Raw genomic sequence first — 25290 nt, 5'->3', positions numbered from 1 at the left:
TTCGCGGCCGCCGCGGGACCGACGCGCATACCGCGTCGACCTGGGGACGTGCCGATGAAAAAATACATACTGGCCTTGGATCAAGGCACCACCAGTTCGCGCGCCATCCTGTTCGACCACCAGGGACAGATCCGCGGCAGCGCGGCGGCCGAATATCCCCAGCATTTCCCGCACCCCGGCTGGGTCGAGCACGACCCCGACGATATCTGGAACAGCCAGCTGGCCGTGGCCCGCAAGGTCCTGCACGACAATCAGGTCGATAGCCGCCAGGTCCTCGCCATCGGCATCGCCAACCAGCGCGAGACCACGCTGGTGTGGGACCGCAAGACGGGCGAGCCGATCGCGCCGGCCATCGTCTGGCAGGACCGCCGCACCGCCGACACCTGCGACGCGCTGCGCGCCGACGGCAAGGCCGCGCGCATCGCCGACATCACCGGCCTCGAACTCGATTCCTACTTCTCCGCCACCAAACTGAAATGGCTGCTCGACCACGTGCCCGGCGCGCGCGATCGGGCGCGCCAGGGCGGGCTGGCGTTCGGCACCGTCGACAGTTGGCTGGTGTACAAGCTGACCGGACGCCATGTCACGGATGTCAGCAACGCCTCGCGCACCTTGCTGTTTAATATCCACCTGATGCGCTGGGACCAGGATTTGCTGCAGCTGTTCGACATTCCGGAGCAGATGCTGCCGCAGGTGGTGTCGTCGAGCGAGGAAATCGGCATGACCCGCGCCTCGCTGTTCGGCGCGCCGATCGCGGTGGCCGGCATCGCCGGCGACCAGCAGGCGGCCACCTTCGGCCAGGCGTGCCACACGCCGGGCATGGTCAAGAACACCTATGGCACCGGATGCTTCATGCTGATGCACGTGGGCGAACATCCGGTGGTGTCGCACAACCGGCTGCTGACGACCGTCGGCTGGCGGGTCGACGGCGCCACCGAATACCTGATGGAGGGCAGCGTCTTCATGGGCGGCGCCACCGTGCAGTGGCTGCGCGACGGCCTGGGCATCATCGGCAAATCGTCCGATGTCGAGCCGCTGGCCGCCAGTGTGCCCGATAGCGGCGGCGTGTTCATGGTGCCGGCGTTCGTCGGCCTGGGGGCGCCGCACTGGGATCCGTACGCGCGCGGCGCGCTGGTGGGGCTGAGCCGCGGCAGCAACCGCGCCCACATCGCCCGCGCGGCGCTGGAGGCGATCGCCTATCAAAGCGCGGAGCTGATGGCCGCCATGCGGAAGGATGTGGCGGCGTCGAGCCGGGACATTCCGCTGACCGAGGTGCGGGCCGACGGCGGGGCCGCGCGCAACGACCTGCTGATGCAGTTCCAGGCCGATTTGCTCGGGGTGCCGGTGGTGCGTCCGCGCGTGACCGAGACCACGGCGCTGGGCGCGGCCCATCTGGCCGGCCTGGCGGTCGGCTTTTGGCAAACGCGCGAGGAGGTCGCCGCCCAGTGGAGCTGCGAACGCCGCTTCGACCCGGTCATGGGCGCCGACCGGCGCGGCGCGTTGATGGAGGGCTGGGCGCGCGCGGTGGAGCGTTCCAAAGGATGGGCGGCCTGACCTACAGTAACGGAAATTATGCTTTTGTAATCAAAGTTGACAGTTTTTTCGGCAATCCGCGCTGGAATCAGCCCCCGGCACAGGCGTATAATGGCGCTTTTGGTGCACCGCCGCAGTCCGGGATTTGTATAGACAAATTGCTTGTCGAAAATACATTCGGTCTCAAGCCGTTTCTGACTAGCAAATTTGAAGTTGCAGTTATTAAAAGGTTTCACACTTCCCGTCATCGCGCTGCTGGCGCGCCATTCGACCATTCCCCCATCCATCCACGCCACTTTGCGCGCCATGCGTCGGGCTATTGACCACTTATCAATATGCTACGGCAATGTTGGTGCTTTGCAACTATATGCAAATAATTCAATTATTTTGAACTTACATTTTCACCGCTTTAGTGCATGCATACACATGTGTGTAGATGAGGTAGCACATTCACAGTCATCGATAAGTACTTAATTTGTCGAGTTATTTTATTTCTAGCTGGCTTCAAGGAATTGCGCTAAGTCCTTAATTTCATTACTAAAATCCCTGTTTCGTTTGCCTGAAAGCGCTTGACCGCCATTCTCCCATCCTCTAAAGTGGGCATCTGTGTGAAAAAGTGGCTTTTTGTGGGAAATTTGTCCTGACTTAGCGGCGGGGGAGATGAAACCGGAAACGCGCTGTTCATGCTCCGCTAACCATACTGAGGTCAAAAGGTAATCCCGTGTTTCAAGGCGCGTCCGCAATCAATCTCGATGCAAAAGGCAGGATGTCTATCCCCGCCAAGCATCGTGACGCGCTCTCGATCCAATGCGAAGGCCGCCTCACGCTGACCCGCCACCCCGATGGCTGCGTCATGTTGTTCCCCCGCCCGGTGTGGGAACAGCACCGCCAACAGATCGCCCAGTGGCCGATGCAGGCCCGCGCGTGGCAACGGATATTCCTCGGTTACGCCACCGACGTCGAGATGGACACGGCCGGCCGCATCCTGATTTCGCCCGAGCTGCGCGCCGCCGTCGGCCTGGAGCGCGAAGTCATGATGATGGGCATGGGCTCCCACTTCGAAATCTGGGATGCCGCCAAGCAGGCGGAAAAAGAGCAGCAGGCGATTGAAGCCGGCACCCCCGATGTACTCGCCAATTTCTCTTTCTAAGGTCCCGTGATGACATCCACAACGGTGCCTGAATTTCAGCATCGCACGGTGCTGCTCGACGAAGCGGTCGACGCGCTCGCGCTGGAAGGCGCGCGCGCCGACGGCGTCTACGTCGACGGCACCTTCGGCCGCGGCGGCCATTCGCGCCTGATCCTGTCGAAGCTGGGCGCCAACGCGCGCCTGATCGCCTTCGACAAGGACTTGCAGGCCATTGCCACCGCCGAACAAATCGACGATCCGCGCTTCACCATCGTCCACGACAGCTTCGCCACGATGACCGCCTCGCTGGCCGAGCGCGGCGTCGACAAGGTCGACGGCATCCTGCTCGACCTGGGCATCTCGTCGCCGCAGGTGGACGACGCCGCGCGCGGCTTCAGCTTCCGTAACGATGGTCCGCTCGACATGCGCATGGATACCACGCGCGGCATGTCGGCGGCGGCGTGGCTCGCCACAGAAACCGAACAGACACTGGAAAAGGTGATCAAAGAATATGGGGAAGAACGGTTTGCTTTTCAGATTGCAAAGGCGATTGTTGCTCGCCGGGCAGTCGAACCAATTTCAACCACACGACAGCTTGCCGGCATCGTGGCAGGCGCGGTCAAGACTCGGGAAAAGGGCAAGGATCCGGCAACCCGCACATTTCAAGCTATCCGGATTTTCATCAATAAAGAGCTTGAAGACCTCGAAGTCGGTTTAAACCAGGCCTACGCCAGCCTGGCGCCGGGCGGCATCATCGCGATCATCAGCTTCCACTCGCTGGAGGACCGCATGGTCAAGCGCTTCTTCGCGTCCAAGGCCAATGTCGAACAGCCGGACCGGCGCCTGCCGATCCGCGCGGTCGATTTGCCGCAGCCGGAGCTCAAGCTGCTGTTCAAGATGAAGCCGTCCGACGCCGAAGTCGACGCCAACCCGCGTTCCCGCTCGGCGGTGATGCGGGTCGCGCGCCGCCTTCCGATTCCGGTGGAGGCGCAATGAGCGGCAAGATCAATCTGGTGCTGGCGGCGCTGCTGGTGGGCTGCGGCCTGTCGGTCGTCAACGCCCAGTACCAGGCGCGCCACCTGTTCATCGAACTGGAACGCTCGCAGTCGAAGGCGCGCCAGCTCGATATCGAGTGGGCGCAGCTGCAGCTCGACCAGTCGACCCTGGGCAAGCACGCGCGCATCGAGGAGATCGCGCGCCGCGACCTGGCCATGACGCCGCTGACCGCCGCGCGCACGCAGTACCTGACGCCGGAAGGATCGAAATGAGCCGCGGTTCCAACGTGAACACCTCGCGCGTGGCGCGCTCCAAGGGCGTGCCGTTCTCGAAGAACCCGGTGCTGGCGGTGCGCCTGCCGGTGTGGCGTTCGCGCATCGTGCTGTTCGTGCTGTTCTTCGCGTTCGCTTCGCTGTCGGCCCGCGCCGTGTGGCTGCAGGGCGTGTCGACCCAGTTCCTGCAAAAGCAGGGCGAGATCCGCTACGCCCGCACGCTGGACCTGCCGGCCACGCGCGGCAAGATCACCGACCGCGATGGCCAGGTGCTGGCGTCGTCGGTGCCGGTCAAGGCCATCTGGGCGATCCCGGACGACGTGCAGAACGCGCCGGCCGACAAGCTCAAAGAACTGGCGCAACTGCTCGGCATGAGCAACGCCGAGCTGCAGAAAAAGCTCGATTCGGACCGTGGCTTCGTCTATCTGAAGCGCCAGGTCGAGCAGGACGTGGCCGACAAGATCGTCAAGCTGGGCATCGAGGGCGTGCAGACCCGCAAGGAATACAAGCGTTTCTACCCGCAGGGCGAAGTGACGACCCACGTGGTGGGCTTCACCAACGTCGAAGACGTGGGCCAGGAATCGATGGAATTGGCGCAGCAGAAAACGCTGGTCGGCCAGCCGGGCAGCCGCCGCGTGATCAAGGACCGCCTGGGCCACATCGTCGAGGACATCGAATCGATCCGCGAGCCGCACGACGGCAAGGACTTGACGCTGTCGATCGACAGCAAGATCCAGTACATCGCCTTCACGCAGATCAAGGAAGCGGTCGAGAAGTTCAACGCCAAGGCCGGCGCCGCCGTGGTGCTGGACGTGCACACCGGCGAGGTGCTGGCGCTGGCGAACTATCCGACCTACAACCCGAACGACCGCTCCAAGCTGACCGGCGAACAACTGCGCAACCGCGTGATGACCGACACCTTCGAGCCGGGATCGTCGATGAAGCCGTTCCCGGTGGTGATGGCGCTGGAAGCGAAAAAAATCACGCCGCACACCATGTTCGACACCGGCAACGGCGCCATGGTGATCGCCGACCGCGTGATCCACGATACCCACGCCAACCATACGATCGACGTGCAGACCGTCATCCAGAAGTCGTCCAACATCGGCACCACCAAGATCGCCATGTTGATGTCGCCACAGGATTTGTGGGAGATGTTCACCAAGCTCGGTTTCGGCCAGCAGCCCAAGTGGGGCTTCCCCGGCGCCGTGGCCGGCCGCGTGCGCCCGTATAAATCGTGGCGTCCGATCGAGCACGCGAACATGAGCTTCGGCCAGGGCATCTCGGTGTCGCTGATCCAGCTGGCGCGCGCCTATCTGGTGCTGGCGCGCGACGGCGACATCATTCCGCTGTCGTTCCAGAAGGTGCACGAGGCGCCGCACGGCACCCAGGTCATCAGCCCGAAAACGGCCGCCGAAATGCGCGAGATGCTGGAAATGGTCACCTTGCCGGGTGGCTCCGCCGTCAAGGCGCAAGTGCCGGGCTACCGCGTCGGCGGCAAGACCGGCACCGCGCAGAAATTCATCGGCGGCCGCTACTCGCACACCAAATACATCGGCAACTTCGTCGGCATGGCGCCGATGTCGGACCCGCGCTTCATCATCGCCGTCATGATCGACGAACCAAGCGGCCCGCTTAAATACGGCGGCGACGTCGCCGGTCCGGTGTTTTCCGCGCTGGCGGCGCAGGCCCTGCGCGCCAAGAACGTGGCGCCGGATTCCGACCTGACCCATATCATCATTCCAGAGTCCGCAGCACAGGGGAACATGTGACGACTTTTAACTTCGATCCATCGGCCGATTTCGCGGCCGTCGCGGCGGCGATCCGCAAGCTGGCGCCCGGCGCGCAGCTTGCGTCGGACTCGCGCCGCATCAAGCTGGGCGATGTGTTTTTTGCTTTTGCAGCCGACGCGGCCAACGCCGTCGACGGCCGCAGCTTCATCGACAACGCCATCGAGCAGGGCGCGGCGCTGATTGTGCTCGATCCTGTGCTGGACCCCGCCGGCTTCACCTGGAACGACAGCTGGAGCGTGCCGTATATCACGGTCGACAACCTGAAACAGCACGCCGGCCTGATCGCGCACGCGTTCTACGGGCAGCCGGATGCGGCGCTGTTCACCGTCGCCGTCACCGGCACCAATGGCAAGACCTCCAGCGCGGTGTGGCTGGGGCAGGCCCTGTCGCGCGGCGCCGAGCCGGCCGCCGTCATCGGCACCCTGGGCGTGGGTGTGTTCCGCGCGCGCGGCGACGTCGAATACGACGTCACCGGCTACACCACGCCGGACGCCGTGCTGTTGGCGCGCACCCTGGCATCGCTGCGCGACCAGGGCGCGAAGTCGCTGGCGATCGAGGCGTCGTCGATCGGCCTGGAACAGGGCCGCCTGGCCGGGATGCACTTTGATGTCGCGCTGTTCACCAACCTGACCCGCGACCATCTCGACTATCACGGCGACATGGCGGCGTACGAAGCGGCCAAGACCAAACTGTTCGACTGGCCCGGCCTGAAAACGGCCGTCGTCAACCTGGACGATCCGATGGGGCTGCGCCTGATCGCGCATTTGAAATCGAAGGCGCCATTGGCCGGGGCCATTCCGCTGATCGGCTACACCCTGCGCGACGCCGCCACGCAGCCGGACATCGACGGCGTGTTGATGCTGCGCGCCAGCCAGTTCCGCAGCACCCGCAGCGCCGGCACCGAATTCCATCTGGAGTCGGCGCTGGGCGTGGCATTGATCAAGACCAAGCTGGTCGGCCACTTCAACATCAGCAACGCGCTGGGCGTGATGGGCGCGATGCTGGCGAAGGGCCTGGGCCTGCGCGCCGCCATCGAGGCGGTCGAGGCGCTGCTGCCGGCGCCGGGCCGCATGCAGCAGGTCGGCGGGCAGGACGCGCCGATGATCGTCATCGACTACGCGCACACGCCGGACGCGCTGGAAAAAACCCTGGTGGCGCTGCGCGCCGTGGCCAGCGACCGTGGCGGCCAGCTGTGGTGCGTGTTCGGCTGCGGCGGCGACCGCGATCCGGGCAAGCGTCCGCAGATGGGCAAGATCGCGCAGATGGCCGACCACGTGCTGGTCACCAGCGACAACCCGCGCAGCGAAGATCCGCATTCGATCATCGAGCAGATCGTCGCCGGCATGGACCGGAACAATCCGGCGTCCACGGTGCAGACGCTGGACGACCGCGCCGCCGCGATCCTGTCGGCGATCAAGCACGCCGCCAAGCCGGACGTGATTCTGCTGGCCGGCAAAGGCCACGAGCCGTACCAGGAAATCAAGGGCAAGAAACTGCCATTCTCCGATGTCGACCACGCGCAGCTGGCGTTGTCGGCCCGTTTAACCATGATGAGGACGAATTGATGCGTGCAGCACTCGCACAGATTCTGCCTTCCCTCCCGGGCGCGCGGCTGGTTGCCGATTCGGGTGAAGTTGTATTTGCCGGCGTGTCGACCGACAGCCGCAATGTATCCGCAGGTTCTTTGTTCGTCGCCTTGCGCGGCGAAGTTTTCGACGCCCACAACTTCCTCGCGCAGGTCGCGCAGAAGGGCGTCGCCGCCGTTGTCGTCGAGGAGCTGCCGGAAGGATGGTCCTTGCCTGCGGTTGTCGTACCCGATACCTTGACCGCGCTGGGGCAGATCGCCAATCACTGGCGCCGCCAATTCGCCATGCCGGTCATCGGCGTCACCGGCAGCAACGGCAAGACCACGGTCAAGGAAATGATCGCCGCGATCCTGGCCGCCGCCCATGGCGAAGAAGGCCGCCTGGCCACGCGCGGCAACCTGAATAACGAAATCGGCGTGCCGCTGACGCTGTTCCGCATGGAGGCGAAGCAGCACTCGGCCGTCATCGAGATGGGCATGAACCATCCGGGCGAGATCGGCCGCCTGGTCGCCATCGCCGCGCCGACCATCGCCATGGTCAACAACGCCCAGCGCGAACACCAGGAATTCATGCACACGGTGGAAGCGGTGGCGCGCGAGAACGGCGCCGTGCTGGCCGGCCTGCCCGCCGACGGCGTGGCGGTGTTCCCGCATGGCGACGAGTTCACGCCGGTGTGGGAAGAGCTGTCGGCCGGGCGCCGCATGATCCGCTTCGGCCTGACCAAGGACGCTGAAGTGAGCTGCACCTTCCGTGCCGGCGACTTCGGCAGCGAGATGTTCATCACCATCCGTGCGGCCGATGGCGTGGAGCCCGAGCAGTTCTTCGTGAATCTGCAGGCCGCCGGTGAACACAATGTGCGCAACGCGCTGGCCGCGGTGGCATGCACGTATGCCGCAGGCATCGCGCTGGAAAAAATCAAGCTGGGACTCGACACCTTCGCGCCGGTCAGCGGGCGCTTGCAGAAGAAGGCGGCCGCCAACGGCGCCGTCGTCATCGACGACACCTACAACGCCAACCCGGATTCGGTGCGCGCCGCCATCGACGTGCTGTCGAAAGCGGCCGCGCCGCGCGTGCTGGTGCTGGGCGACATGGGCGAAGTGGGCACGCAAGGACGCGAGTTCCACGAAGAGATAGGCGCTTACGCGCACAGTAAAGGCATCGAACAGGTGCTGGCCACCGGCGAACTGGCATCCCACATGAAGGGGGGCGCGATTCGCCATTTTGAACAGTTCGGCGACTTGCTCGCTGCCGTGGAGGCAGCCGTCGCACCGAATGCAACCGTATTAATCAAGGGCTCCCGCTTCATGAAAATGGAACGGGTCGTGCAGCATTTGATTGGATCGCAACAAGCTAACAAGGAAAGTCACTAATCATGCTGCTCTGGCTCGCACAGTTTTTCCAGGACGAGATCGGCCCGCTGCGGGTCTTCAACTTCATCACCTTCCGCGCGGTGTTCGCCGCCGCCACCGCCTTGCTGATCGGCCTGTGCGCCGGTCCGGCCGTGATCCGCATGCTGACCGCGATGAAGTACGGCCAGGCCGTGCGCACCGATGGTCCGCAGACCCACCTGAAAAAACACGGCACGCCGACCATGGGCGGCTTGTTGATCCTGATCGCCATCGGCGTTTCGACCCTGCTGTGGTGCGACCTGTCGAACCGCTTGATCTGGCCGGTGCTGGTCGTCACCCTGGGCTTCGGCGCCGTCGGCTGGGTCGACGACTACCGCAAGGTGGTGCGCCAGGACCCGGAAGGCATGCGTTCGGCGGAAAAGTACTTCTGGCAGTCGCTGGTCGGCCTGGCCGCCGCGCTGTACCTGGCGTTCTCGGTGTCGGCGCCCAACGCCGGCAAGGTGTTCGAGCTGTTCTTCGCCTGGGTGCAGTCGGGCTTTTCGATGGATTTGCCGCCGAAGGCCGACTTGATCGTCCCGTTCGTGAAGACCATCAGCTATCCGCTCGGCGTGTGGGGTTTCATTGCGTTGACATATTGTGTCATCGTCGGCACCAGCAACGCCGTTAACTTCACCGATGGCCTGGACGGCCTGGCGATCATGCCGACGATTATGGTCGGTTCGGCGCTCGGCCTGTTCGCGTACCTGACCGGCAGCGCCACGTATTCGAAGTACCTGTTCATTCCGCACATTCCCGGCGCGGGCGAATTGATTATCTTCTGCGGCGCGCTGGCCGGCGCCGGTCTGGCTTTCCTGTGGTTTAACACGCACCCGGCGCAAGTGTTCATGGGCGACGTCGGCGCGCTGGCCCTGGGCGGCGCGCTGGGCACCATCGCCGTGATCGTGCGCCAGGAAATCGTGTTGTTCATCATGGGCGGTATCTTCGTCGCCGAGACGGTGTCGGTGATCATGCAGGTGGGCTGGTTCAAGTACACCAAGAAGCGTTTCGGCGTCGGCCGCCGCGTGTTCCTGATGGCGCCCTTGCACCACCACTTCGAACAAAAAGGCTGGAAAGAGACTCAGGTCGTCGTGCGCTTCTGGATTATCACGATGATGCTGGTGCTGGTTGGACTGTCTACTTTGAAACTGCGCTGATGATCTACGAAGGCAAAAACGCACTGGTACTGGGGCTCGGAGAATCGGGCCTGGCGATGGCGCTGTGGCTCGCCCGCAGCGGCGCGCGCGTGCGCGTTGCCGATACCCGTGAGTCGCCGGAGCGTCTGCCGGCGTTGAGGGAGGCGATCGCCGACGTCGAATTCGTCGCCGGTCCGTTTAGTGCCTCGCTGCTGGAAGGCGTCGACTTCGTCGCCGTCAGCCCCGGCCTGGCGCCTTACCGCGAGCTGGCCGAAATCGGTCCGGCCGCCAGCGCCGCCAACATTCCCGTCTGGGGCGAGATCGAACTGTTCGCGCAGGCACTGGAATCGCTGGAGAAGGAACGCGCCTATACGCCGAAGATCATCGCCATCACCGGCACCAACGGCAAGACCACCGTCACCACGCTGGTCGGCCAGCTGTGCGAGCGCGCAGGCAAAAGCGTGCGCGTGGCCGGCAATATCAGCCCGGCGGCGCTGGACGTGCTGCGCCAGGTGATGGACGAAGACGCCTTGCCGGAGATCTGGGTGCTCGAGCTGTCGAGCTTCCAGCTGCAAACCACCTATACCCTGGAGGCCGATGCCGCCACGGTGCTGAACGTGACCCAGGACCATCTGGACTGGCATGGCGACATGGCGTCCTACGCCGCCGCCAAGCATCGCGTATTCGCGGCCGATACCGTGCGCGTGCTCAATCGGGAGGACGCCACCGTCATGCGCATGGCCAGCGCCAACGGCCACAACGTCACCTTCGGCACCGACGCGCCGACGCTGCGCGACGATTTCGGCTTGAACAACGAGCGCGGCGTGTTGTGGCTGGCAACGGCGATTCCATCCGAAGAAGAAGCCGAACCGAAAAAACGCAAGAAGAACGATCCGCCGCCACCGCCGGCAGAATGCATGGTCAAGAACCTGATGCCGGCCGACGCGCTGCAAATTCGCGGCGTGCACAATGCCGCCAACGCGCTGGCCGCGCTGGCGCTGTGCCGCGCCATCGACCTGCCATTGGCGCCGCTGCTGCACGGCCTGCGCGAGTATCGCGGCCAGCCGCACCGCGTGGAGCTGGTCGGCGCGATCAACGAGATCGAATATTACGACGACAGCAAGGGCACCAACGTCGGCGCCACCGTGGCCGCGCTCAATGGCCTGGGCCAGGCGTTCACCGGCGCCGACCAGCGCCTGCTGGTGATCATGGGCGGCGACGGCAAGGGCCAGGACTTCGCGCCGCTGGCCGAACCGGTATCGCGCTACGCGCGCGCCGTGCTGCTTATCGGCCGCGACGCGCCGCTGCTGCGCGCCGCGCTGGAGCCGTCCGGTGTTGAACTTATCGACTGCGGCACCGACCTGCCGCTGGCCGTCAAGCGCGCCAGCGAACTGGCCAGGGGCGGCGACGCCGTGCTGCTGTCGCCGGCCTGCGCCAGCATGGACATGTTCAAGAACTACGCGCATCGCGCCCAGGTGTTTATCGACACCGTGCGCGATATCGCCCTCGACAACGGACAGGAGATCTGATGGCGCTCCAGATGCCGTTCCGTTTTGGCGCGAAATCGACGGTACCGTCGATCGACAGCCGCGCGCGGCAATCGAAGATGATGGAATACGACCAGCCGCTGGTCTGGGTCACCCTGTTGCTGATGCTGCTGGGGATGGTGATGGTGTATTCGGCGTCGATCTCGCTGCCCGATTCGCCCAAGTTCGCCAACTACATCCGCTGGCAGAACACCTACTTCCTGCAGCGCCAGGCGATGTTCGTCGTGGTCTCGCTGATCATCGGCCTGTTCGTGTTCCGCACCCGCATCTCGACCTTGCAGAAGGCGGCGCCGTACCTGTTCATCGCCACGCTGGTGCTGCTGGTGATGGTGCTGATCCCGGGCCTCGGTTCGGTCGTCAACGGCAGCCGCCGCTGGCTGTCGCTGGTGGTGATCAAGATCCAGCCGTCGGAACTGATGAAGGTCGTCGCGGTGCTGTACGCGGCCGACTACACGGTGCGCAAGCAGGAATACATGCACAAGCTGACCAAGGGCTTCATGCCGATGGCGGCGGCGGTCGGCTTCGTCGGCCTGCTGCTGCTGCTGGAGCCGGATCTGGGCGCCTTCGGCGTGATCGTCTGCATCGCGATGGGCATCCTGTTCCTGGGCGGGATCAACGCCATCTGGTTCGGCGGCATCGGCGTCATGCTGGTGGCGATTTTCGGTTCGATCATCGCGTTGTCCAAATTCCGCCGCGAGCGTTACTTCGCCTACCTGAATCCGTGGGAAGAGGACAACGCCTTGAACAAGGCTTACCAGCTGACCCATTCGCTGATCGCCTTCGGGCGCGGCGAGATCTTCGGCGTTGGCCTGGGTGGCAGCGTCGAGAAACTGCACTACCTGCCGGAGGCGCATACCGACTTCCTGATGGCGGTGATCGGCGAGGAACTGGGCCTGGTGGGCGTGCTGGTGGTGATCGGCTGCTTCTACTGGATCGTCAAGCGCGCCTTCGATATCGGCCGCCAGGCGATCGCCATCGACCAGACCTTCGCCGGCCTGACGGCCAAGGGCATCGGCATCTGGATCGGCGTGCAGACGTTTATCAACATGGGTGTGAACCTTGGCCTGCTGCCGACCAAGGGCCTGACCCTGCCGCTGATGAGCTATGGGGGCACGGGCGTTGTGATTAACTGCGTCGGACTCGCGATCCTGCTCCGGATCGACTACGAGAACCGGGTTCTGATGCGTGGTGGCAGATTATGACGCGGACTACGAAGAAATTGATGATTATGGCGGCCGGCACCGGCGGCCACATTTTCCCCGGCCTGGCGATCGCGCAGACGATGCGCGCGCGCGGCTGGGACGTGACCTGGCTGGGTACTTCCACCGGCATGGAGCAGGAACTGGTGCCGAAACACGGCATCGCGATGGACAGCATCGACTTCACCGGCATGCGCGGCAAGGGTTTGAAGCACTCGCTGGGCGGGGCGCTGAAGATGGTCAAGGCGTTCATCGCCTGCCGTGGCTACATCGGCAGCCGCAAGCCGGATGTGGTGCTGGGCATGGGCGGCTACGTGACGGTGCCGGGCGGACTGATGGCGCGCATGGGCGGCGTGCCGCTGGTGCTGGTCAATGCCGACGCCGCGCTGCTGTTGTCGAACAAGACGCTGGTGCCGTTCGCGGACCGCGTGTGCTTCGGCTTCCCGGCCGATTTCGGCAAGGCCGCCGACAAGGCCGTCGTCACCGGCAATCCGGTGCGCAAGGAGATTCTGGACATGCCGGCGCCGGCGCTGCGTTTCGCCGGACGCGAAGGCCCGTTGCGGATACTGGTCGTGGGCGGCAGCCTGGGTGCGAAGGCGCTCAACGACAACCTGCCGGCGGCGCTGGCGCTGATCCCGGCCGGCCAACGGCCGCTGGTGACGCACCAGTCGGGCAAGAAGAACATCGATGCGCTGCGCGCGTCGTACGCGCAGGCCGGCGTGCAGGCCAACGTGGTCGACTTCATCGACGACATGGCCGCCGCCTACAGCGCGGCCGACGTGGTGGTCTGCCGCGGCGGCGCGATCACCGTGTCGGAGCTGACCGCCGCCGGCGTGGCCAGCGTGCTGGTGCCGCTGGTGGCGTCCACCACCAGCCACCAGCGCGACAACGCGCAGTGGATGGCGAAACAGAACGCGGCGATCCACATGCCGCAGACCGAAATGAGCGCGCAGAGTGTGGCGACGCTGCTGGAAACGCTGACCCGCAACGCCTGCCTGACGATGGCGACGGCGGCGCACAAGGTCGGCAAGCGCGATTCGAACGAATCGATCGCCCAGGTATTGGAACAATCTGCATTACAACTGAAACAGGCAAAAGGCTAAGCAGTGAAGCATAAAGTACAGAACATACACTTCGTCGGCATCGGCGGCAGCGGCATGAGCGGCATCGCCGAAGTGCTGCTGACGCTCGGCTACACCGTCTCCGGCTCGGACCTGGGCAGCAACGCTGTCACCCAGCGTCTGGCGGACATGGGCGCGAAAGTGTTCCAGGGCCACGCGGCCGAGAACATCGGCGAGGCCGACGCCGTCGTCACCTCGACCGCGGTCCAGCAGGACAATCCGGAAGTGGTCGCGGCGCGCAGCCGCAAGATCCCGATCGTCCCGCGCGCGGTGATGCTGGGCGAGTTGATGCGCCTTAAACGCGGCATCGCCATCGCCGGCACCCACGGCAAGACCACCACCACCAGCCTGGTGGCGTCGGTGCTGGCGCAGGGCGGCCTCGATCCGACCTTCGTCATCGGCGGCCGCCTGACCGCCGCCGGCGCCAACGCGAAACTGGGCAGCGGCGAATACCTGGTGGCGGAAGCCGATGAATCGGATGCGTCGTTCCTGAACCTGACGCCGATGATCGAGGTGATCACCAATATCGACGCCGATCACATGGAAACCTACGAGCACGATTTCGAAAAGCTCAAGCAGGCCTTCGTCCACTTCACGCACCGCCTGCCGTTCTACGGCCGCGCCATGCTGTGCATCGACGACGCCAACGTGCGCTCGATCATTCCGCACGTGACCAAGCCGGTGACCACCTACGGCTTCCACGAGGACGCCGAGGTGCGCGCCGTGAACGCCCGCGCCGTCGGCGTGGAGATGCACTTCACCGTGATCCAGGAAGGTTATCCGGACCTGGACGTGGTGCTGAACCAGCCCGGCATGCACAACGTGCAGAACGCCTGCTCGGCGATCGCCATCGCCCGCGAGATCGGCATCGAGGACAGCGCCACCCAGGCCGGCCTGGCCGGTTTCGCCGGCGTTGGCCGCCGCTTCACCAAATATGGCGAGGTCGCCATTCCCGGCGGCGGTAGCTTCACCTTGGTGGACGACTTCGGCCACCACCCGCTGGAGATGGAAGTGACCACCGGCGCCGCGCGCGCCGCCTATCCGGGCCGGCGCCTGGTACTGGCGTTCCAGCCGCACCGTTACAGCCGCACGCGCGACCTGTTCGAGGACTTCGTCAAGGTATTGGGCACGCCCGACGTGCTGGTGCTGGCCGAAGTCTACGCCGCCGGCGAGGCGCCGATCGTGGCGGCAGACGGCCGCGCGCTGGCGCATGCCCTGCGCGCGCGCGGCAAGACGGAACCGATTTTCGTAGAGACAATCGGCGATATGCCGGAAACCATCATGAACGTGGTGCGCGACGGCGACGTCGTCATGACCATGGGCGCAGGCTCGATCAGCGGCGTCCCGGCGAAACTGACTAATTATCCAAAGGTCTGATCGTGAACCAGCTTACTCCTATCGATGTAAAAACTTTCGGCAAGGTCGGCGTGCTGTTCGGCGGCCGCTCGGCCGAGCGCGAAGTGTCCCTGATGTCCGGCACCGGCGTGCTGGCCGCGCTGCGCAGCAAGGGCGTCGACGCCCATCCCTTCGACACGGCCGAGCGTTCGCTGGCCGAACTGGCGGCGGAAAAATTCGACCGCGTGTTCATCGCGCTGCACGGCCGCTACGGCGAAGACGGCAGCCTGCAGGGCGCGTTGGAACTGCTGGGCATTCCGTACACCGGCAGCGGCGTGATGGCCAGCTCGGTGGGCATGGACAAGATCACCACCAAGATCGTGTGGCTGGCGGCCGGCCTGCCGACGCCGAACTACGCGGTGCTGGATGCGCGCTCGAATGCGAACCTGGATCTGGACAAGGTCGCCGCCGACCTGGGCCTGCCGCTGATCGTCAAGCCGCCGCACGAGGGTTCGACCATCGGCATCACCAAGGTCAACGCCGCCGAAGAATTCAAGGCGGCCTACGACATCGCCGCCGCGCTGGACGACTCGGTGCTGGCCGAGGCATTCGTCACCGGCCGCGAATTCACGGTCGCGATGCTGGGCGGCGGCGCCGACGCGCGCCCGCTGCCGATCGTCGAGATCATCGCGCCGGCCGGTAACTACGATTACCAGAACAAGTACTTCACCGACGACGTCAAATACGTTTGCCCGGCCGTGCTGCCGGAGGCGCTGGCCGCCGAGATGCAGCGCATCGCCGTGGAAGCATACCGCGCGCTCGGTTGCGAGGGCTGGGGACGGGTCGACGTGCTGCTGCGCGAGCGCGATCAGAAACCGTTCCTGCTGGAGGTGAACACCTCGCCGGGCATGACGACGCACTCGCTGGTGCCGATGGCGGCGCGCGCGACGGGCATCAGCTATGAAGACCTGTGCGTGGAGATTTTGCGCACGGCCCGTTTGAAGATGAAGGGATAAGTATCAGATGTGGCAAGACGCTAAAGCCTTGAATGCGACCGCCAACGGCATTTTCGCCCTGGTGCTGTTGGCATGCATCGCCGCCGGCGTGTGGTGGGTGGCGCAGCGCCCGGCGTTCAACCTGCGCACCATTCGTATCGAGAGCATCGGGCATGACGAGTTACAGCACGTGAACCACCTGACCTTGCGCAACAACGCGCTGGGCCGCCTCAAGGGCAACTTCTTCACGACCAACCTGGACGCGGTGCGCCAGGCGTTCGAGTCGGTGCCCTGGGTACGCCGCGCGACGGTGCGCCGCGAGTGGCCGGACCAGTTGATCGTGGCGCTGGAGGAGCATGAGGCGCTTGGCACGTGGGGCGAGGACGGCCGGCTGCTGTCGGTCAAGGGCGATGTGTTCACCGCCAACCTGGCCGAGGCGGAAGAGGACCACGAGCTGCCGGCGTTCGACGGCCCCGATGGCAGCGAGAAGGAAGTGATATCGCGTTACGAGGAGCTGCGTGGCTGGTTCGCGCCGCTCAAGCTGGTGCCGCAGGCGCTGTCGCTGTCGAGCCGCTATGCGTGGACGGTGCGGCTCGATAACGGCATGAGCGTGGCGCTGGGGCGCGAGCAGACCAGCACCACGTTGAAGGAAAGGGTGGACCGGCTGACGGGGATTTATCCGCAACTGGTGGAGCATTTGCCCGATATAGAGACGATAGATATGCGGTACCAGAACGGTTTGGCCCTGAGCGCGGCGGGATTGAAGATCCCGAAGGAAGGCGCCAAGCCAAAAGCGGCAGCAAAAAAAACGATAAGCGTTAAACCCCAACACTAGGTAGCAACAGACATGACAAAAGACGCTAAAAACCTGATCGTCGGTCTCGACATCGGCACCTCGAAAGTGGTGGCCGTGGTGGCCGAGGTGATGGGCGATGGACGCCACGAAGTGATCGGGCTGGGTCAGCACGAATCGAGAGGCCTGAAGAAGGGCGTGGTGGTCAACATCGAAGCGACCGTCGAATCGATCCAGCGCGCGCTGGAAGAAGCGGAGCTGATGGCCGACTGCAAGATCCGCAATGTCTACGCGGGCATCGCGGGCAGCCATATCCGCAGCTTCAATTCGAGCGGCATGGTGGCGATCAAGGAAAAGGAAGTGACGGCGACCGACGTGGCGCGCGTCATCGAAACGGCAAAGGCGGTTAACATCCCGACTGACCAGCAGCTGCTGCATACGGTGCCGCAGGAATTCATCGTCGACAGCCAGGAAGATGTGCGCGAACCGATCGGCATGAGCGGCATCCGCCTTGAAGTGAAAGTCCATATCGTCACCGGCGCCGTGTCGGCGGTGCAGAACATCGTCAAGTGCGTGCGCCGTTGCGGACTTGAAGTGTCGGACCTGATTTTGCAGCCGATGGCATCGGCCGACGCGGTGCTGACGCCGGACGAAAAAGAGCTTGGCGTTGTGCTGATCGATATCGGCGGCGGCACCACCGACGTGGCGGTGTTCTCGGACGGCGCGATCCGCCACACGGCCGTGATCCCGATCGCGGGCGACCAGATCACCAACGACATCGCGATGGCGCTGCGCACGCCGACCTCGGAAGCCGAAGAGATCAAGATCCGCTACGGCGTGGCCAAGCAGGTGCTGGCCGATCCGGGCGAGAGCCTGGAGGTGCCGGGACTGGGCGACCGCGGTCCGCGCAACCTGTCGCGCCAGGCGCTGGCGGCGGTGATCGAGCCGCGCGTGGAGGAGTTGTTCGCGATGGTGCACCAGGTGGTGCGCGAGTCCGGCTACGAGGGCGTGCTCTCGTCGGGCATCGTGCTCACCGGCGGCACGGCGATCATGCCGGGCATGGTCGAAATGGCGGAAGACATCTTCCTCAAGCCGGCGCGCCTTGGCACGCCGGACTATCGCGGCCAGTTGGCCGACGTGGTGCGCAGCCCGCGCTACGCGACCGTGCTTGGCCTGTTGTTGGAAGCGAAAAAGCAGTACCTGCGTGGTCACATCGTCACGCGGCAGGATGGGTCGGTGAAGGCGGTGTGGCAGCGCATGAAGGAATGGTTCTTAGGTAATTTTTAAGGCGGCACGGGTAAAAGATACGCAGCAAAACACGCAGCAAAATACGGGTGGTTTTTTCACTAAACTTTTTTTAAATTGAACCAGCAGTTTTCAATCCCCAGTTCTCCTACAAATATGAGGACTGGCGCTTGGAAACCGCATTCTGATAGGGAGCACATCATGGAGTTTGATATGGTCGATAACGCAGCTTTGGGCACCGTCATCAAGGTCGTCGGCGTCGGCGGAGCAGGTGGCAATGCAGTTCAACACATGATCGTCAAAGGCATGTCCGGCGTGGAGTTCATCGCCGCCAACACCGACGCGCAGGCGCTGTCGACCTCGCGCGCGCACAACGTCATCCAGATCGGCGAGACCGGCCTGGGTGCGGGGATGAAGCCCGACGTCGGCCGCAAGCTGGCCGAGGAATCGCGCTCGCGCATCGAAGACGCGCTGCGCGGCGCGCACATGGTGTTCATCGCCGCCGGCATGGGCGGCGGCACCGGCACCGGCGCCGCGCCGATCGTGGCCGAAGTGGCCAAGTCGCTCGGCGCGCTGACCGTGGCGGTGGTCTCGAAGCCGTTCTCGCACGAAGGCCAGAAGTGCATGGACATCGCCGACGAAGGCCTGGAGCAGCTGTCGGAACACGTCGACTCGCTGATCGTCATCCTGAACGAGAAGCTCGAAGAGATCTACGAAGACGAATCGCTGATCGAGTGGCTGCAGCACGCCGACGATGTGCTGAACAACGCCGTCGCCGGTATCGCCGAGATCATCAACGTCCCGGGCCACATCAACGTCGACTTCAACGACGTGAAAACCATCATGGGCGAGCAGGGCAAGGCCATGATGGGCACCGCGACCGCGTCGGGCATCGACCGCGCGCGCATCGCGGCCGAACAGGCGGTCGCTTCGCCGCTGCTGGACGGCGTCGACCTGTCGGGCGCGCGCGGTGTGCTGGTCAACGTGACCGCAAGCCGTGGCCTCAAAGGTAAAGAGATCAAGGAAGTCATGGCGGCGGTGCGCGCCTTCGCGGCGCCGGACGCGTCGATCGCGCAGGGTATCGCCTACGACGACACGATGGGCGACGAGATCCGCGTCACCGTGGTGGCCACGGGCCTGGGCAAGGGCAAGAAGCACGTGCAGCTGGTGCCGCAGCAGCTGCTGCGCACCGGTACCCACAACAGCCCGATGATGCCTTCGGGCGCGCTGGGCGGCGCGGCGTCGGCCGGCGTGTCGATGGGCGCGACGAGCGGCATGGGCGGCGGTGGCGCCCCGGCCTTCGACGGCATGAAGGCGCCGGCGGTATGGCGTCGCGAGTCGGCCTCCGAGCAGGTGCGCGCGATGGAGAAGAACGGCATGGAGACGTACGACATTCCAGCCTTCCTGCGCAAGCAGGCCGACTAAGTCGTTCTGGACGTTTTCCGGCGTCCGGGCACGTTGTGCAGGAACGCCGGGCTTCAGGCATACTGTGGTTTCTATGCCGGGAAGAGCCGCGCTTGCCGCGGCTTTTTCACGTTCGATACCCCAACAAAAGGAGTCACACATGACCATCAAAATTGGCGATACCCTGCCGGAAGGCACCCTGTCCGAATTCGTCGAAACCGAAACCGAAGGCTGCTCGCTCGGCCCGAACACGTTCAATGTGCAGGACTTGGTCAAGGGCAAGAAGATCGCGATCTTCGGCCTGCCGGGCGCCTACACCCCGACCTGCTCGGCACAGCACGTGCCAGGCTACGTCAAGCACGCCGCCGACCTGAAGGCCAAGGGCGTCGATGAAATCTGGTGCATCTCGGTCAACGACGCGTTCGTCATGGGCGCCTGGGGCCGCGACCAGAATGCCACCGGCACCGTGCGCATGATGGCTGACGGTAACGCCGCCTACAGCAAGGCGCTGGGCCTGGACGCCGACTTCAGCAAGCACGGCATGGGCACGCGCTCGCAGCGTTATTCGATGCTGGTCGAAGACGGCGTCGTCAAGCAGCTGAACGTGGAACAAGGCGGCAAGTTCGAAGTATCGAACGCCGAGACCCTGCTGGGCCAGGCGTAAGCCGGCTTGACGCAGTGAAAAAGGCGCCGGCGACGGCGCCTTTTTTTACGTCCGCGGCGTTAGTAGATGTCGTCGGCGTCGTGGGTGGCGGTGAACAGCGTCGAGCCGATCGCGAATGAGCCGTCGGCTTGCACGTCGAAGTGTTTCAGCGTTTCTTCCGGCGCGCTGGCGAACAGGCTGCGGATCGCGGCCACCCGCTCGGGCGGCGTGCGCATGCGCGCGGTCCATTCGTCGAATACCATGTGCAGTGTCCAGTCGCCGCCGCGCCGCGGCTGGAAGCCGGCCGCGCGCAGCATCGCGGTCCATTCGGACGGACGATAGTCGCGCACGTGCGAGCCGTCGCGCAGCAGCTCGACCGCTTGCAGGGTGGTGTCGTGCAGCGGCGCTTCGGGGGCGGTGATGTCGATGACGACCAGCAGGCCGTCGGGTTTGAGCACGCGCTTGGCTTCGCGCAGCGCGGCCGGCACATCGAGCCAGTGGTGCGCCGAGAAGCGCGTGACGACCATGCAGAATGCGTCGTCCGCGAACGGCAGGCGGGAGACGTTGCCTTGTTCGGTGACGACGTTGTGCAGGCCGCGCGCTTGCGCGGCGCCGGCCACCACGGCCAGCATTTCGGACGACAGGTCGAACGCGGTGACCGAGCGCGCAACCGGGGCGACGGCGAAGCTGGCGTGGCCGGCGCCGCAGCCCAGATCGAGCACCAGCGGGGTTCCGAGTCCGGCGGCCAGCTCGCGCAGCTTGGCCAGGTCGGCGCCCTGCGCGTGGACCGTGCTGGTCAGGTAGGCGCTGGCGGTTTGGCCGAACTGGCGGGCGACGACGGCTTGCTGTTGCATTTTATTTCTCCTGAAATGTGCGGGTCAGGGCAGAATAGGCGGGTTTATATCCTGTAACAAGACAAGTACTTATCCTGGTATAAAAACCACCATGCACAACAAGTTAGGCGATTTCATCCGGGCCCATCGGGAGCGCACGACGCCGGCCAGCGTCGGCTTGCCCGGAGCAGGGCGGCGGCGCACGCCGGGCTTGCGGCGCGAGGAACTGGCGCAGCTGTGCCAGGTCAGCCCGACGTGGCTGACCTGGCTGGAGCAGGGCAGGCCGGTGTCGGCGTCGGTCAAAATGCTGGCGCGCCTGGCCGAGGTGCTGCAACTGAGCGCGGCCGAGCGGGGTTATTTGTTCAGTCTGGCTGAGCGGCTCGATCCGCAGGGCGAGGCTGGCGGCACTGAGGCCGACGTGGCGCTCGACGCGATCGTGGCGGCCGTCGATGCGCCGGCCTATATCCTCGATTTGCGCTGGGACGCGGTGGCCTGGAACGGCGCGGCGGCGCGGTTGTTCGCCGGCTGGCTCGATGGGCCGTCGCCGAACCTGCTGCGCTTCACGTTCCAGTCGGCGGCCGCGCGCGGGATGATCGTCGACTGGCCGGAGCGCGCGCGGCGGCTGGTGGCCGAGTTCCGCGCCGACATCGGCAAGCACGCCGAGCATCCCGCGGTGCGTGAACTGATCGCCGACGTGGCGCGCGGCAGCGCCGAGTTCCGACAGCTGTGGCGTCTGCAGGACGTGGTCGGCAGGGAGGGCGGGCTGCGGCGTTTCCAGCCGCCGTCGGGCGGGGAGCTCCGCTTCAATCAGGTAACGCTGCATTTGGCCGAGCGTCACGACCTCAAGTTGGTGATGCTGTTGCCGGTGGGCGCATAACGGTCGGGATCGTGTAGCAATGGCGGACCTGCACTGGTGCTGCTCACCACCAACCATTGTCGTCTAAGACGACTTTCCTATAATAGTTGACGTTGGCGTTGAGGAAAAACCAAAAACTGATCATGGTTGTCAGCATGTTCTCGAGAAAAACGAGACTGCCGTCTGGCGCCAATGTGCCGGAGAGTACCACTACGGATAGTGTCAGGACCACCATGGTGATCGCCTTACGCCACATGCCTTTGGCTAGATAATAGAGCGGTCCCAAAAGCAGGGCCCATAGATTGAATCCGAGTCGAAAGCGCTCGCCCAGGCTGAGCTGCTTGAACCGCGGCCGGGTCGGGCCGCCAGCTTTTTCAATCAAATCGAATCGGATGCGCCATAGCGCCGACAGGTCGGCTTCCATGCCGGCGGCTGGTTTGGGAAGCGCGCTTCCGCAGGTGGTACAGAGCGAACGAATGGGTGAATTTCCGATACCGCAATGCTGGCAGGTCGACATGAGATCCTCCTTGAAAGAGAGTCCATCATGTCATGCCAAAATCGAATGAAAGTTGATATTTGGCAATTGCACGCCTGTTCAAGCACCCGGGCGGCGTAGACATTGATTTAGTTCATAGGCGAGGTGGCGGCGTTCCTCGGCACCAAGAAAACGTCCGAGCTCGACCGTGCGATGTTGTCTGTCGTTGAGGCGCACCGGATCGCCATCACGTCGCGGCGACAGCAGGCGGGTGCTCCATAGGTCTAGATGCCGGTAGCTGCACCGATGGCCGCTGCGCTGTTCAATGACAATGCCGTCTTCCGAGATGTCGATGCGGTCGTAGTCGTCGAGGTGGCGGCCGTAGTACCCCAGGCAGGCGGCCAGTGCGGTCATCTCAAGCAGCGCGTACGCCAGCATGTGCCAGTAGCCCCAACAGAGAAATACGATGCTGATTGCCAAGGTCGGGCAGCACAGCGTGGCAAACAGCAGCGACAACTGCGGCCGCCGCAGCACCGCGCGCCGCCGCAACACCCAGCTACGTCGTTCCGAAGGCACATCGCGCGGCATCGCTCGCTCCCGGTCACATCACCTGCGGCGGTTTTTCGAAGGTGTGGAACGGCGCCGGACTCGGCACCGTCCATTCCAGGCCCTCGGCGCCTTCCCACGGCTTGGCCGGGGCCGGCTTGCCGCCGCGTAGGGTCGGCAGCACGATGGCGAACAGGAAGTATACCTGCGTCAGCCCGAACAGCAGCGCACCGACCGTCGCCACCTGGTTGTAGTCGGTGAACTGGGTCGAGTAGTCCGCGTAGCGGCGCGGCATGCCGGCCAGCCCGAGGAAGTGCATCGGGAAGAAGGTGACGTTGACCCAGACGAGCGAGTTCCAGAAGTGGAAGGCGGCGCGCCATTCATCGACCATGTGCCCGGTCCACTTCGGTACCCAGTAATAGTAGCCGGCGAACAGCGCGAACAGCGACCCGGCCACCAGCACGTAGTGGAAGTGCGCGACGACGTAGTAAGTGTCGTGCACCTGGATGTCGATCGGCGCGACCGCCAGGATCAGGCCCGAGAAGCCGCCGATCGTAAACACCCACAGGAAGCCGACCGCGAACAGCATCGGCGCCTCGAACGTCATCGACCCGCGCCACATCGTGGCGATCCAGTTGAAGACCTTGACGCCGGTGGGCACGGCCACCAGCATGGTCGCGTACATGAAGAACAGCTGGCCGGTGATCGGCATGCCGGTGGCGAACATGTGGTGCGCCCAGACGATGAACGAAATGATGGCGATGGCGCCGGCCGCGTACACCATCGACGCATAGCCGAACAGCGGCTTGCGCGAGAACGCCGGGATGATCTCGGAGATCATGCCGAACGCTGGCAGGATCAGGATGTACACCTCGGGGTGGCCGAAGAACCAGAAGATGTGCTGGTACATGACCGGATCGCCGCCGCCGGCCGCGTTGAAGAAGGTGGTGCCGAAGTGGCGGTCGGTCAGGATCATGGTGATGGCGGCGGCCAGCACCGGCATGACGGCGATCAGCAGGTAGGCGGTGATCAGCCAGGTCCAGCAGAACATCGGCATGCGCATCAAGCTCATGCCCTGGGCGCGCAGGTTGAGGATGGTGGTGATGATGTTGATCGCGCCCATGATCGACGACACCCCCATCAGGTGGATGGCGAAGATGGCCATATCCATGCCCACGCCCATTTGCGTCGACAGCGGCGGGTACAGGGTCCAGCCGGCGGCGCTGGCGCCGCCCGCGCTGAAGAACGAGCCCATCAGCAGCAGCGCCGCCGGCGGTAGCAGCCAGAACGAGAAGTTGTTCAGGCGCGCGAACGCCATGTCGGCGGCGCCGATCTGCAACGGGATCATCCAGTTGGCGAAGCCGACGAAGGCCGGCATGATGGCGCCGAAGATCATCACCAGGCCGTGCAGGGTGACCATCTGGTTGTAGAACTCGGGCTGGAAGAACTGCAGCCCCGGCTGGAACAGTTCGACCCGGATCAGCATCGCAAGAAGGCCGCCGGCCATCAGCATCGCCAGCGCAAACCACAGGTAGAGCGTGCCGATGTCTTTATGGTTGGTGGCGTACAGCCAGCGGCGCCAGCCGTGCGGGTGGTGCCGCGCGTGTTCCGTCGCGGGCCTCAGGTCCTCGGCGTGAACAAAACCCTGCGGGGTGGCTTTGGCGGTGGGTTCGAATGCTTCGTCGATCGTCTCGATGGCCATGATGGTGCTCCCTGAGTCAGGCCAGCATATGACGAGCGAAGCGCGGCGCCTGTCGCCGTGCACGCCGCGTCGGCGTAGGCGCCGGCGCTAGCGTTTTTTCGGAAAAATCCGGAGTGCGGCGGGACTGTCCGAGCAGGGGGGCGGCTTGGCTCGGTCAGCCCGCAGGCGCCACCCACACCAGGTTCCACAGATGGCCGTCCAGATCCTCGAAGCCCTGGTCGTACATGAAACCGTGATCCTCGGGCGGATGCGGGGTGCGGCCGCCGGCGGCTACCGCTTTGGCGATCAGGCTGTCCACCTCGTCGCGGCTCTCGCAGCTCAGGCAGATGATGACTTCGTTGGCCTCCCTGGCTTGCGCGAGCGGCTTGTCGATCAGGGACTGGAAGAACGTTTCGGTCATAAGCATGGCACATATGTTGTCGTCCACGATGACCATGAACGCCGCGTCCTCGTTGCTGAATTCCGGCTTGAAACCAAAGCCCAGCGCGGAAAAGAACGCCTTGGACTTGCCCAGGTCCTTGACCGCGAGGTTGAAGATGATCTGTTTATTCACGACGCCTCCATATTAAACACCGGTTGAGTTAAGGGTATTTCATGGTGACGACGAACAAGGGGGGAGGAATTCGACATCCGGGCGCGAGATTTGTTGGCTAGCCATGCGCCAGCCTACGACAACGCAGCGTCCTCGCGGTTGATCAAGTCGCCGTATTCGTCCGAATCGCAAACCCTCGGGGTCAAGTCTGACATTCGGACACGGCCCCGGCTG

Annotated in this window: 24 protein-coding genes; 19 read left to right on the top strand and 5 right to left on the bottom strand. The window is 64.4% G+C overall.

The features are described from left to right. The first annotated feature begins 54 nt into the window (after positions 1 to 54). The 18 genes from glpK to BMX85_RS09945 all read left to right on the top strand — a co-directional run bounded on the left by glpK (position 55) and on the right by BMX85_RS09945 (position 20133). Positions 55 to 1554 carry a glycerol kinase GlpK gene (glpK, locus tag BMX85_RS10025; protein WP_090316579.1) on the top strand — a complete coding sequence of 500 codons (1500 nt, stop codon included), beginning with the start codon at positions 55 to 57 and terminating at the stop codon, positions 1552 to 1554. Then, the gene (locus BMX85_RS30035; protein WP_143067941.1) at positions 1542 to 1856 is read left to right on the top strand and encodes a hypothetical protein; all 315 of its coding nucleotides are present in this window, start codon (positions 1542 to 1544) and stop codon (positions 1854 to 1856) included. The genes glpK and BMX85_RS30035 overlap by 13 nt, the downstream gene beginning before the upstream one ends. A 398-nt stretch (positions 1857 to 2254) precedes the next feature. After that, entirely contained in the window at positions 2255 to 2683 is a 429-nt protein-coding gene (mraZ, locus tag BMX85_RS10020; protein ID WP_090316576.1) for a division/cell wall cluster transcriptional repressor MraZ, read from the top strand. Positions 2684 to 2692: 9 nt separating this feature from the next. Next, positions 2693 to 3658 (top strand): 16S rRNA (cytosine(1402)-N(4))-methyltransferase RsmH, encoded by a 966-nt coding sequence (rsmH, locus tag BMX85_RS10015; RefSeq protein WP_090316573.1) that lies wholly within the window; start codon positions 2693 to 2695, stop codon positions 3656 to 3658. Continuing rightward, positions 3655 to 3930, top strand: coding sequence for a cell division protein FtsL (gene ftsL, locus BMX85_RS10010; RefSeq protein ID WP_090316571.1), 276 nt, complete (start codon positions 3655 to 3657; stop codon positions 3928 to 3930). The genes rsmH and ftsL overlap by 4 nt, the downstream gene beginning before the upstream one ends. Further along, entirely contained in the window at positions 3927 to 5702 is a 1776-nt protein-coding gene (locus tag BMX85_RS10005) for a peptidoglycan D,D-transpeptidase FtsI family protein (protein WP_090316569.1), read from the top strand. Before ftsL ends, BMX85_RS10005 begins: the two co-directional genes overlap by 4 nt. Beyond that, a complete protein-coding gene (locus BMX85_RS10000) occupies positions 5699 to 7288 on the top strand; it encodes a UDP-N-acetylmuramoyl-L-alanyl-D-glutamate--2,6-diaminopimelate ligase (protein ID WP_090316566.1) in 1590 nt (529 codons plus the stop codon). The genes BMX85_RS10005 and BMX85_RS10000 overlap by 4 nt, the downstream gene beginning before the upstream one ends. After that, a complete protein-coding gene (gene murF, locus BMX85_RS09995; RefSeq protein WP_090316564.1) occupies positions 7288 to 8679 on the top strand; it encodes a UDP-N-acetylmuramoyl-tripeptide--D-alanyl-D-alanine ligase in 1392 nt (463 codons plus the stop codon). Before BMX85_RS10000 ends, murF begins: the two co-directional genes overlap by 1 nt. A gap of 2 nt (positions 8680 to 8681) precedes the next feature. Beyond that, a complete protein-coding gene (mraY, locus tag BMX85_RS09990) occupies positions 8682 to 9851 on the top strand; it encodes a phospho-N-acetylmuramoyl-pentapeptide-transferase (RefSeq protein WP_090316561.1) in 1170 nt (389 codons plus the stop codon). After that, on the top strand, positions 9851 to 11359 hold the full coding sequence (murD, locus tag BMX85_RS09985) for a UDP-N-acetylmuramoyl-L-alanine--D-glutamate ligase (RefSeq protein WP_090316558.1): 1509 nt from the start codon (positions 9851 to 9853) through the stop codon (positions 11357 to 11359). Before mraY ends, murD begins: the two co-directional genes overlap by 1 nt. Further along, positions 11359 to 12579 carry a putative lipid II flippase FtsW gene (gene ftsW / locus BMX85_RS09980; RefSeq protein WP_090316555.1) on the top strand — a complete coding sequence of 407 codons (1221 nt, stop codon included), beginning with the start codon at positions 11359 to 11361 and terminating at the stop codon, positions 12577 to 12579. Before murD ends, ftsW begins: the two co-directional genes overlap by 1 nt. Beyond that, positions 12576 to 13679, top strand: a complete 1104-nt coding sequence (murG, locus tag BMX85_RS09975) for an undecaprenyldiphospho-muramoylpentapeptide beta-N-acetylglucosaminyltransferase (RefSeq protein ID WP_090316553.1) — start codon at positions 12576 to 12578, stop codon at positions 13677 to 13679. The genes ftsW and murG overlap by 4 nt, the downstream gene beginning before the upstream one ends. A gap of 3 nt (positions 13680 to 13682) precedes the next feature. Continuing rightward, the gene (gene murC, locus BMX85_RS09970) at positions 13683 to 15074 is read left to right on the top strand and encodes a UDP-N-acetylmuramate--L-alanine ligase (RefSeq protein ID WP_090316550.1); all 1392 of its coding nucleotides are present in this window, start codon (positions 13683 to 13685) and stop codon (positions 15072 to 15074) included. 2 nt (positions 15075 to 15076) lie between these two features. Further along, positions 15077 to 16048, top strand: coding sequence for a D-alanine--D-alanine ligase (locus tag BMX85_RS09965; RefSeq protein WP_090316548.1), 972 nt, complete (start codon positions 15077 to 15079; stop codon positions 16046 to 16048). Positions 16049 to 16055: 7 nt separating this feature from the next. Beyond that, a complete protein-coding gene (locus BMX85_RS09960) occupies positions 16056 to 16862 on the top strand; it encodes a cell division protein FtsQ/DivIB (protein ID WP_090316545.1) in 807 nt (268 codons plus the stop codon). 12 nt (positions 16863 to 16874) lie between these two features. Beyond that, positions 16875 to 18107 (top strand): cell division protein FtsA, encoded by a 1233-nt coding sequence (gene ftsA, locus BMX85_RS09955; protein WP_090316542.1) that lies wholly within the window; start codon positions 16875 to 16877, stop codon positions 18105 to 18107. A 159-nt stretch (positions 18108 to 18266) separates the two neighbouring features. Next, entirely contained in the window at positions 18267 to 19490 is a 1224-nt protein-coding gene (gene ftsZ / locus BMX85_RS09950) for a cell division protein FtsZ (RefSeq protein ID WP_090316539.1), read from the top strand. 139 nt (positions 19491 to 19629) lie between these two features. After that, entirely contained in the window at positions 19630 to 20133 is a 504-nt protein-coding gene (locus BMX85_RS09945) for a peroxiredoxin (RefSeq protein ID WP_090316534.1), read from the top strand. Positions 20134 to 20192: 59 nt separating this feature from the next. Here the strand turns inward: BMX85_RS09945 and BMX85_RS09940 are convergent, their stop codons facing one another. Then, complete coding sequence (locus tag BMX85_RS09940; protein ID WP_090316532.1) at positions 20193 to 20966, bottom strand: class I SAM-dependent methyltransferase; 774 nt, start codon at positions 20964 to 20966, stop codon at positions 20193 to 20195. Between the two features lie 91 nt (positions 20967 to 21057). On the opposite strand from BMX85_RS09940, the gene BMX85_RS09935 reads away from it, so the two are divergent. Then, positions 21058 to 21822: a helix-turn-helix transcriptional regulator gene (locus BMX85_RS09935; protein WP_090316529.1), complete on the top strand. Its 765-nt coding sequence runs from the start codon at positions 21058 to 21060 to the stop codon at positions 21820 to 21822. A 43-nt stretch (positions 21823 to 21865) separates the two neighbouring features. On the opposite strand, the gene BMX85_RS09930 is transcribed toward BMX85_RS09935, so the two are convergent. The 4 genes from BMX85_RS09930 to BMX85_RS09915 form a co-directional block, all read right to left on the bottom strand. Further along, on the bottom strand, positions 21866 to 22318 hold the full coding sequence (locus tag BMX85_RS09930) for a DUF2628 domain-containing protein (protein ID WP_090316527.1): 453 nt from the start codon (positions 22316 to 22318) through the stop codon (positions 21866 to 21868). Between the two features lie 78 nt (positions 22319 to 22396). Next, positions 22397 to 22864, bottom strand: coding sequence for a DUF2244 domain-containing protein (locus BMX85_RS09925; protein ID WP_090316523.1), 468 nt, complete (start codon positions 22862 to 22864; stop codon positions 22397 to 22399). Positions 22865 to 22877: 13 nt separating this feature from the next. Beyond that, the gene (gene ctaD, locus BMX85_RS09920) at positions 22878 to 24524 is read right to left on the bottom strand and encodes a cytochrome c oxidase subunit I (protein ID WP_090316520.1); all 1647 of its coding nucleotides are present in this window, start codon (positions 24522 to 24524) and stop codon (positions 22878 to 22880) included. A 154-nt stretch (positions 24525 to 24678) separates the two neighbouring features. Next, positions 24679 to 25077: a VOC family protein gene (locus tag BMX85_RS09915; protein WP_090316517.1), complete on the bottom strand. Its 399-nt coding sequence runs from the start codon at positions 25075 to 25077 to the stop codon at positions 24679 to 24681. Between the last annotated feature and the right edge of the window lie 213 nt (positions 25078 to 25290).

The sequence above is a fragment of the Duganella sp. CF517 genome, from assembly GCF_900110275.1.
Lineage (GTDB): Bacteria > Pseudomonadota > Gammaproteobacteria > Burkholderiales > Burkholderiaceae_D > Rugamonas.
This window is presented reverse-complemented; position numbering and strand designations above follow the sequence as displayed.

Bases quoted from the DNA above. Each gene is read 5' to 3' on its own strand.
- glpK (WP_090316579.1), top strand. From the start codon at position 55: ATGAAAAAATACATACTGGCCTTGGATCAAGGCACCACCAGTTCGCGC.
- BMX85_RS30035 (WP_143067941.1), top strand. From the start codon at position 1,542: ATGGGCGGCCTGACCTACAGTAACGGAAATTATGCTTTTGTAATCAAA.
- rsmH (WP_090316573.1), top strand. From the start codon at position 2,693: ATGACATCCACAACGGTGCCTGAATTTCAGCATCGCACGGTGCTGCTC.
- ftsL (WP_090316571.1), top strand. From the start codon at position 3,655: ATGAGCGGCAAGATCAATCTGGTGCTGGCGGCGCTGCTGGTGGGCTGC.
- BMX85_RS10005 (WP_090316569.1), top strand. From the start codon at position 3,927: ATGAGCCGCGGTTCCAACGTGAACACCTCGCGCGTGGCGCGCTCCAAG.
- murF (WP_090316564.1), top strand. From the start codon at position 7,288: ATGCGTGCAGCACTCGCACAGATTCTGCCTTCCCTCCCGGGCGCGCGG.
- mraY (WP_090316561.1), top strand. From the start codon at position 8,682: ATGCTGCTCTGGCTCGCACAGTTTTTCCAGGACGAGATCGGCCCGCTG.
- murD (WP_090316558.1), top strand. From the start codon at position 9,851: ATGATCTACGAAGGCAAAAACGCACTGGTACTGGGGCTCGGAGAATCG.
- ftsW (WP_090316555.1), top strand. From the start codon at position 11,359: ATGGCGCTCCAGATGCCGTTCCGTTTTGGCGCGAAATCGACGGTACCG.
- murG (WP_090316553.1), top strand. From the start codon at position 12,576: ATGACGCGGACTACGAAGAAATTGATGATTATGGCGGCCGGCACCGGC.
- BMX85_RS09960 (WP_090316545.1), top strand. From the start codon at position 16,056: ATGTGGCAAGACGCTAAAGCCTTGAATGCGACCGCCAACGGCATTTTC.
- ftsA (WP_090316542.1), top strand. From the start codon at position 16,875: ATGACAAAAGACGCTAAAAACCTGATCGTCGGTCTCGACATCGGCACC.
- ftsZ (WP_090316539.1), top strand. From the start codon at position 18,267: ATGGAGTTTGATATGGTCGATAACGCAGCTTTGGGCACCGTCATCAAG.
- BMX85_RS09945 (WP_090316534.1), top strand. From the start codon at position 19,630: ATGACCATCAAAATTGGCGATACCCTGCCGGAAGGCACCCTGTCCGAA.
- BMX85_RS09940 (WP_090316532.1), bottom strand. From the start codon at position 20,966: ATGCAACAGCAAGCCGTCGTCGCCCGCCAGTTCGGCCAAACCGCCAGC.
- BMX85_RS09935 (WP_090316529.1), top strand. From the start codon at position 21,058: ATGCACAACAAGTTAGGCGATTTCATCCGGGCCCATCGGGAGCGCACG.
- BMX85_RS09930 (WP_090316527.1), bottom strand. From the start codon at position 22,318: ATGTCGACCTGCCAGCATTGCGGTATCGGAAATTCACCCATTCGTTCG.
- BMX85_RS09925 (WP_090316523.1), bottom strand. From the start codon at position 22,864: ATGCCGCGCGATGTGCCTTCGGAACGACGTAGCTGGGTGTTGCGGCGG.
- ctaD (WP_090316520.1), bottom strand. From the start codon at position 24,524: ATGGCCATCGAGACGATCGACGAAGCATTCGAACCCACCGCCAAAGCC.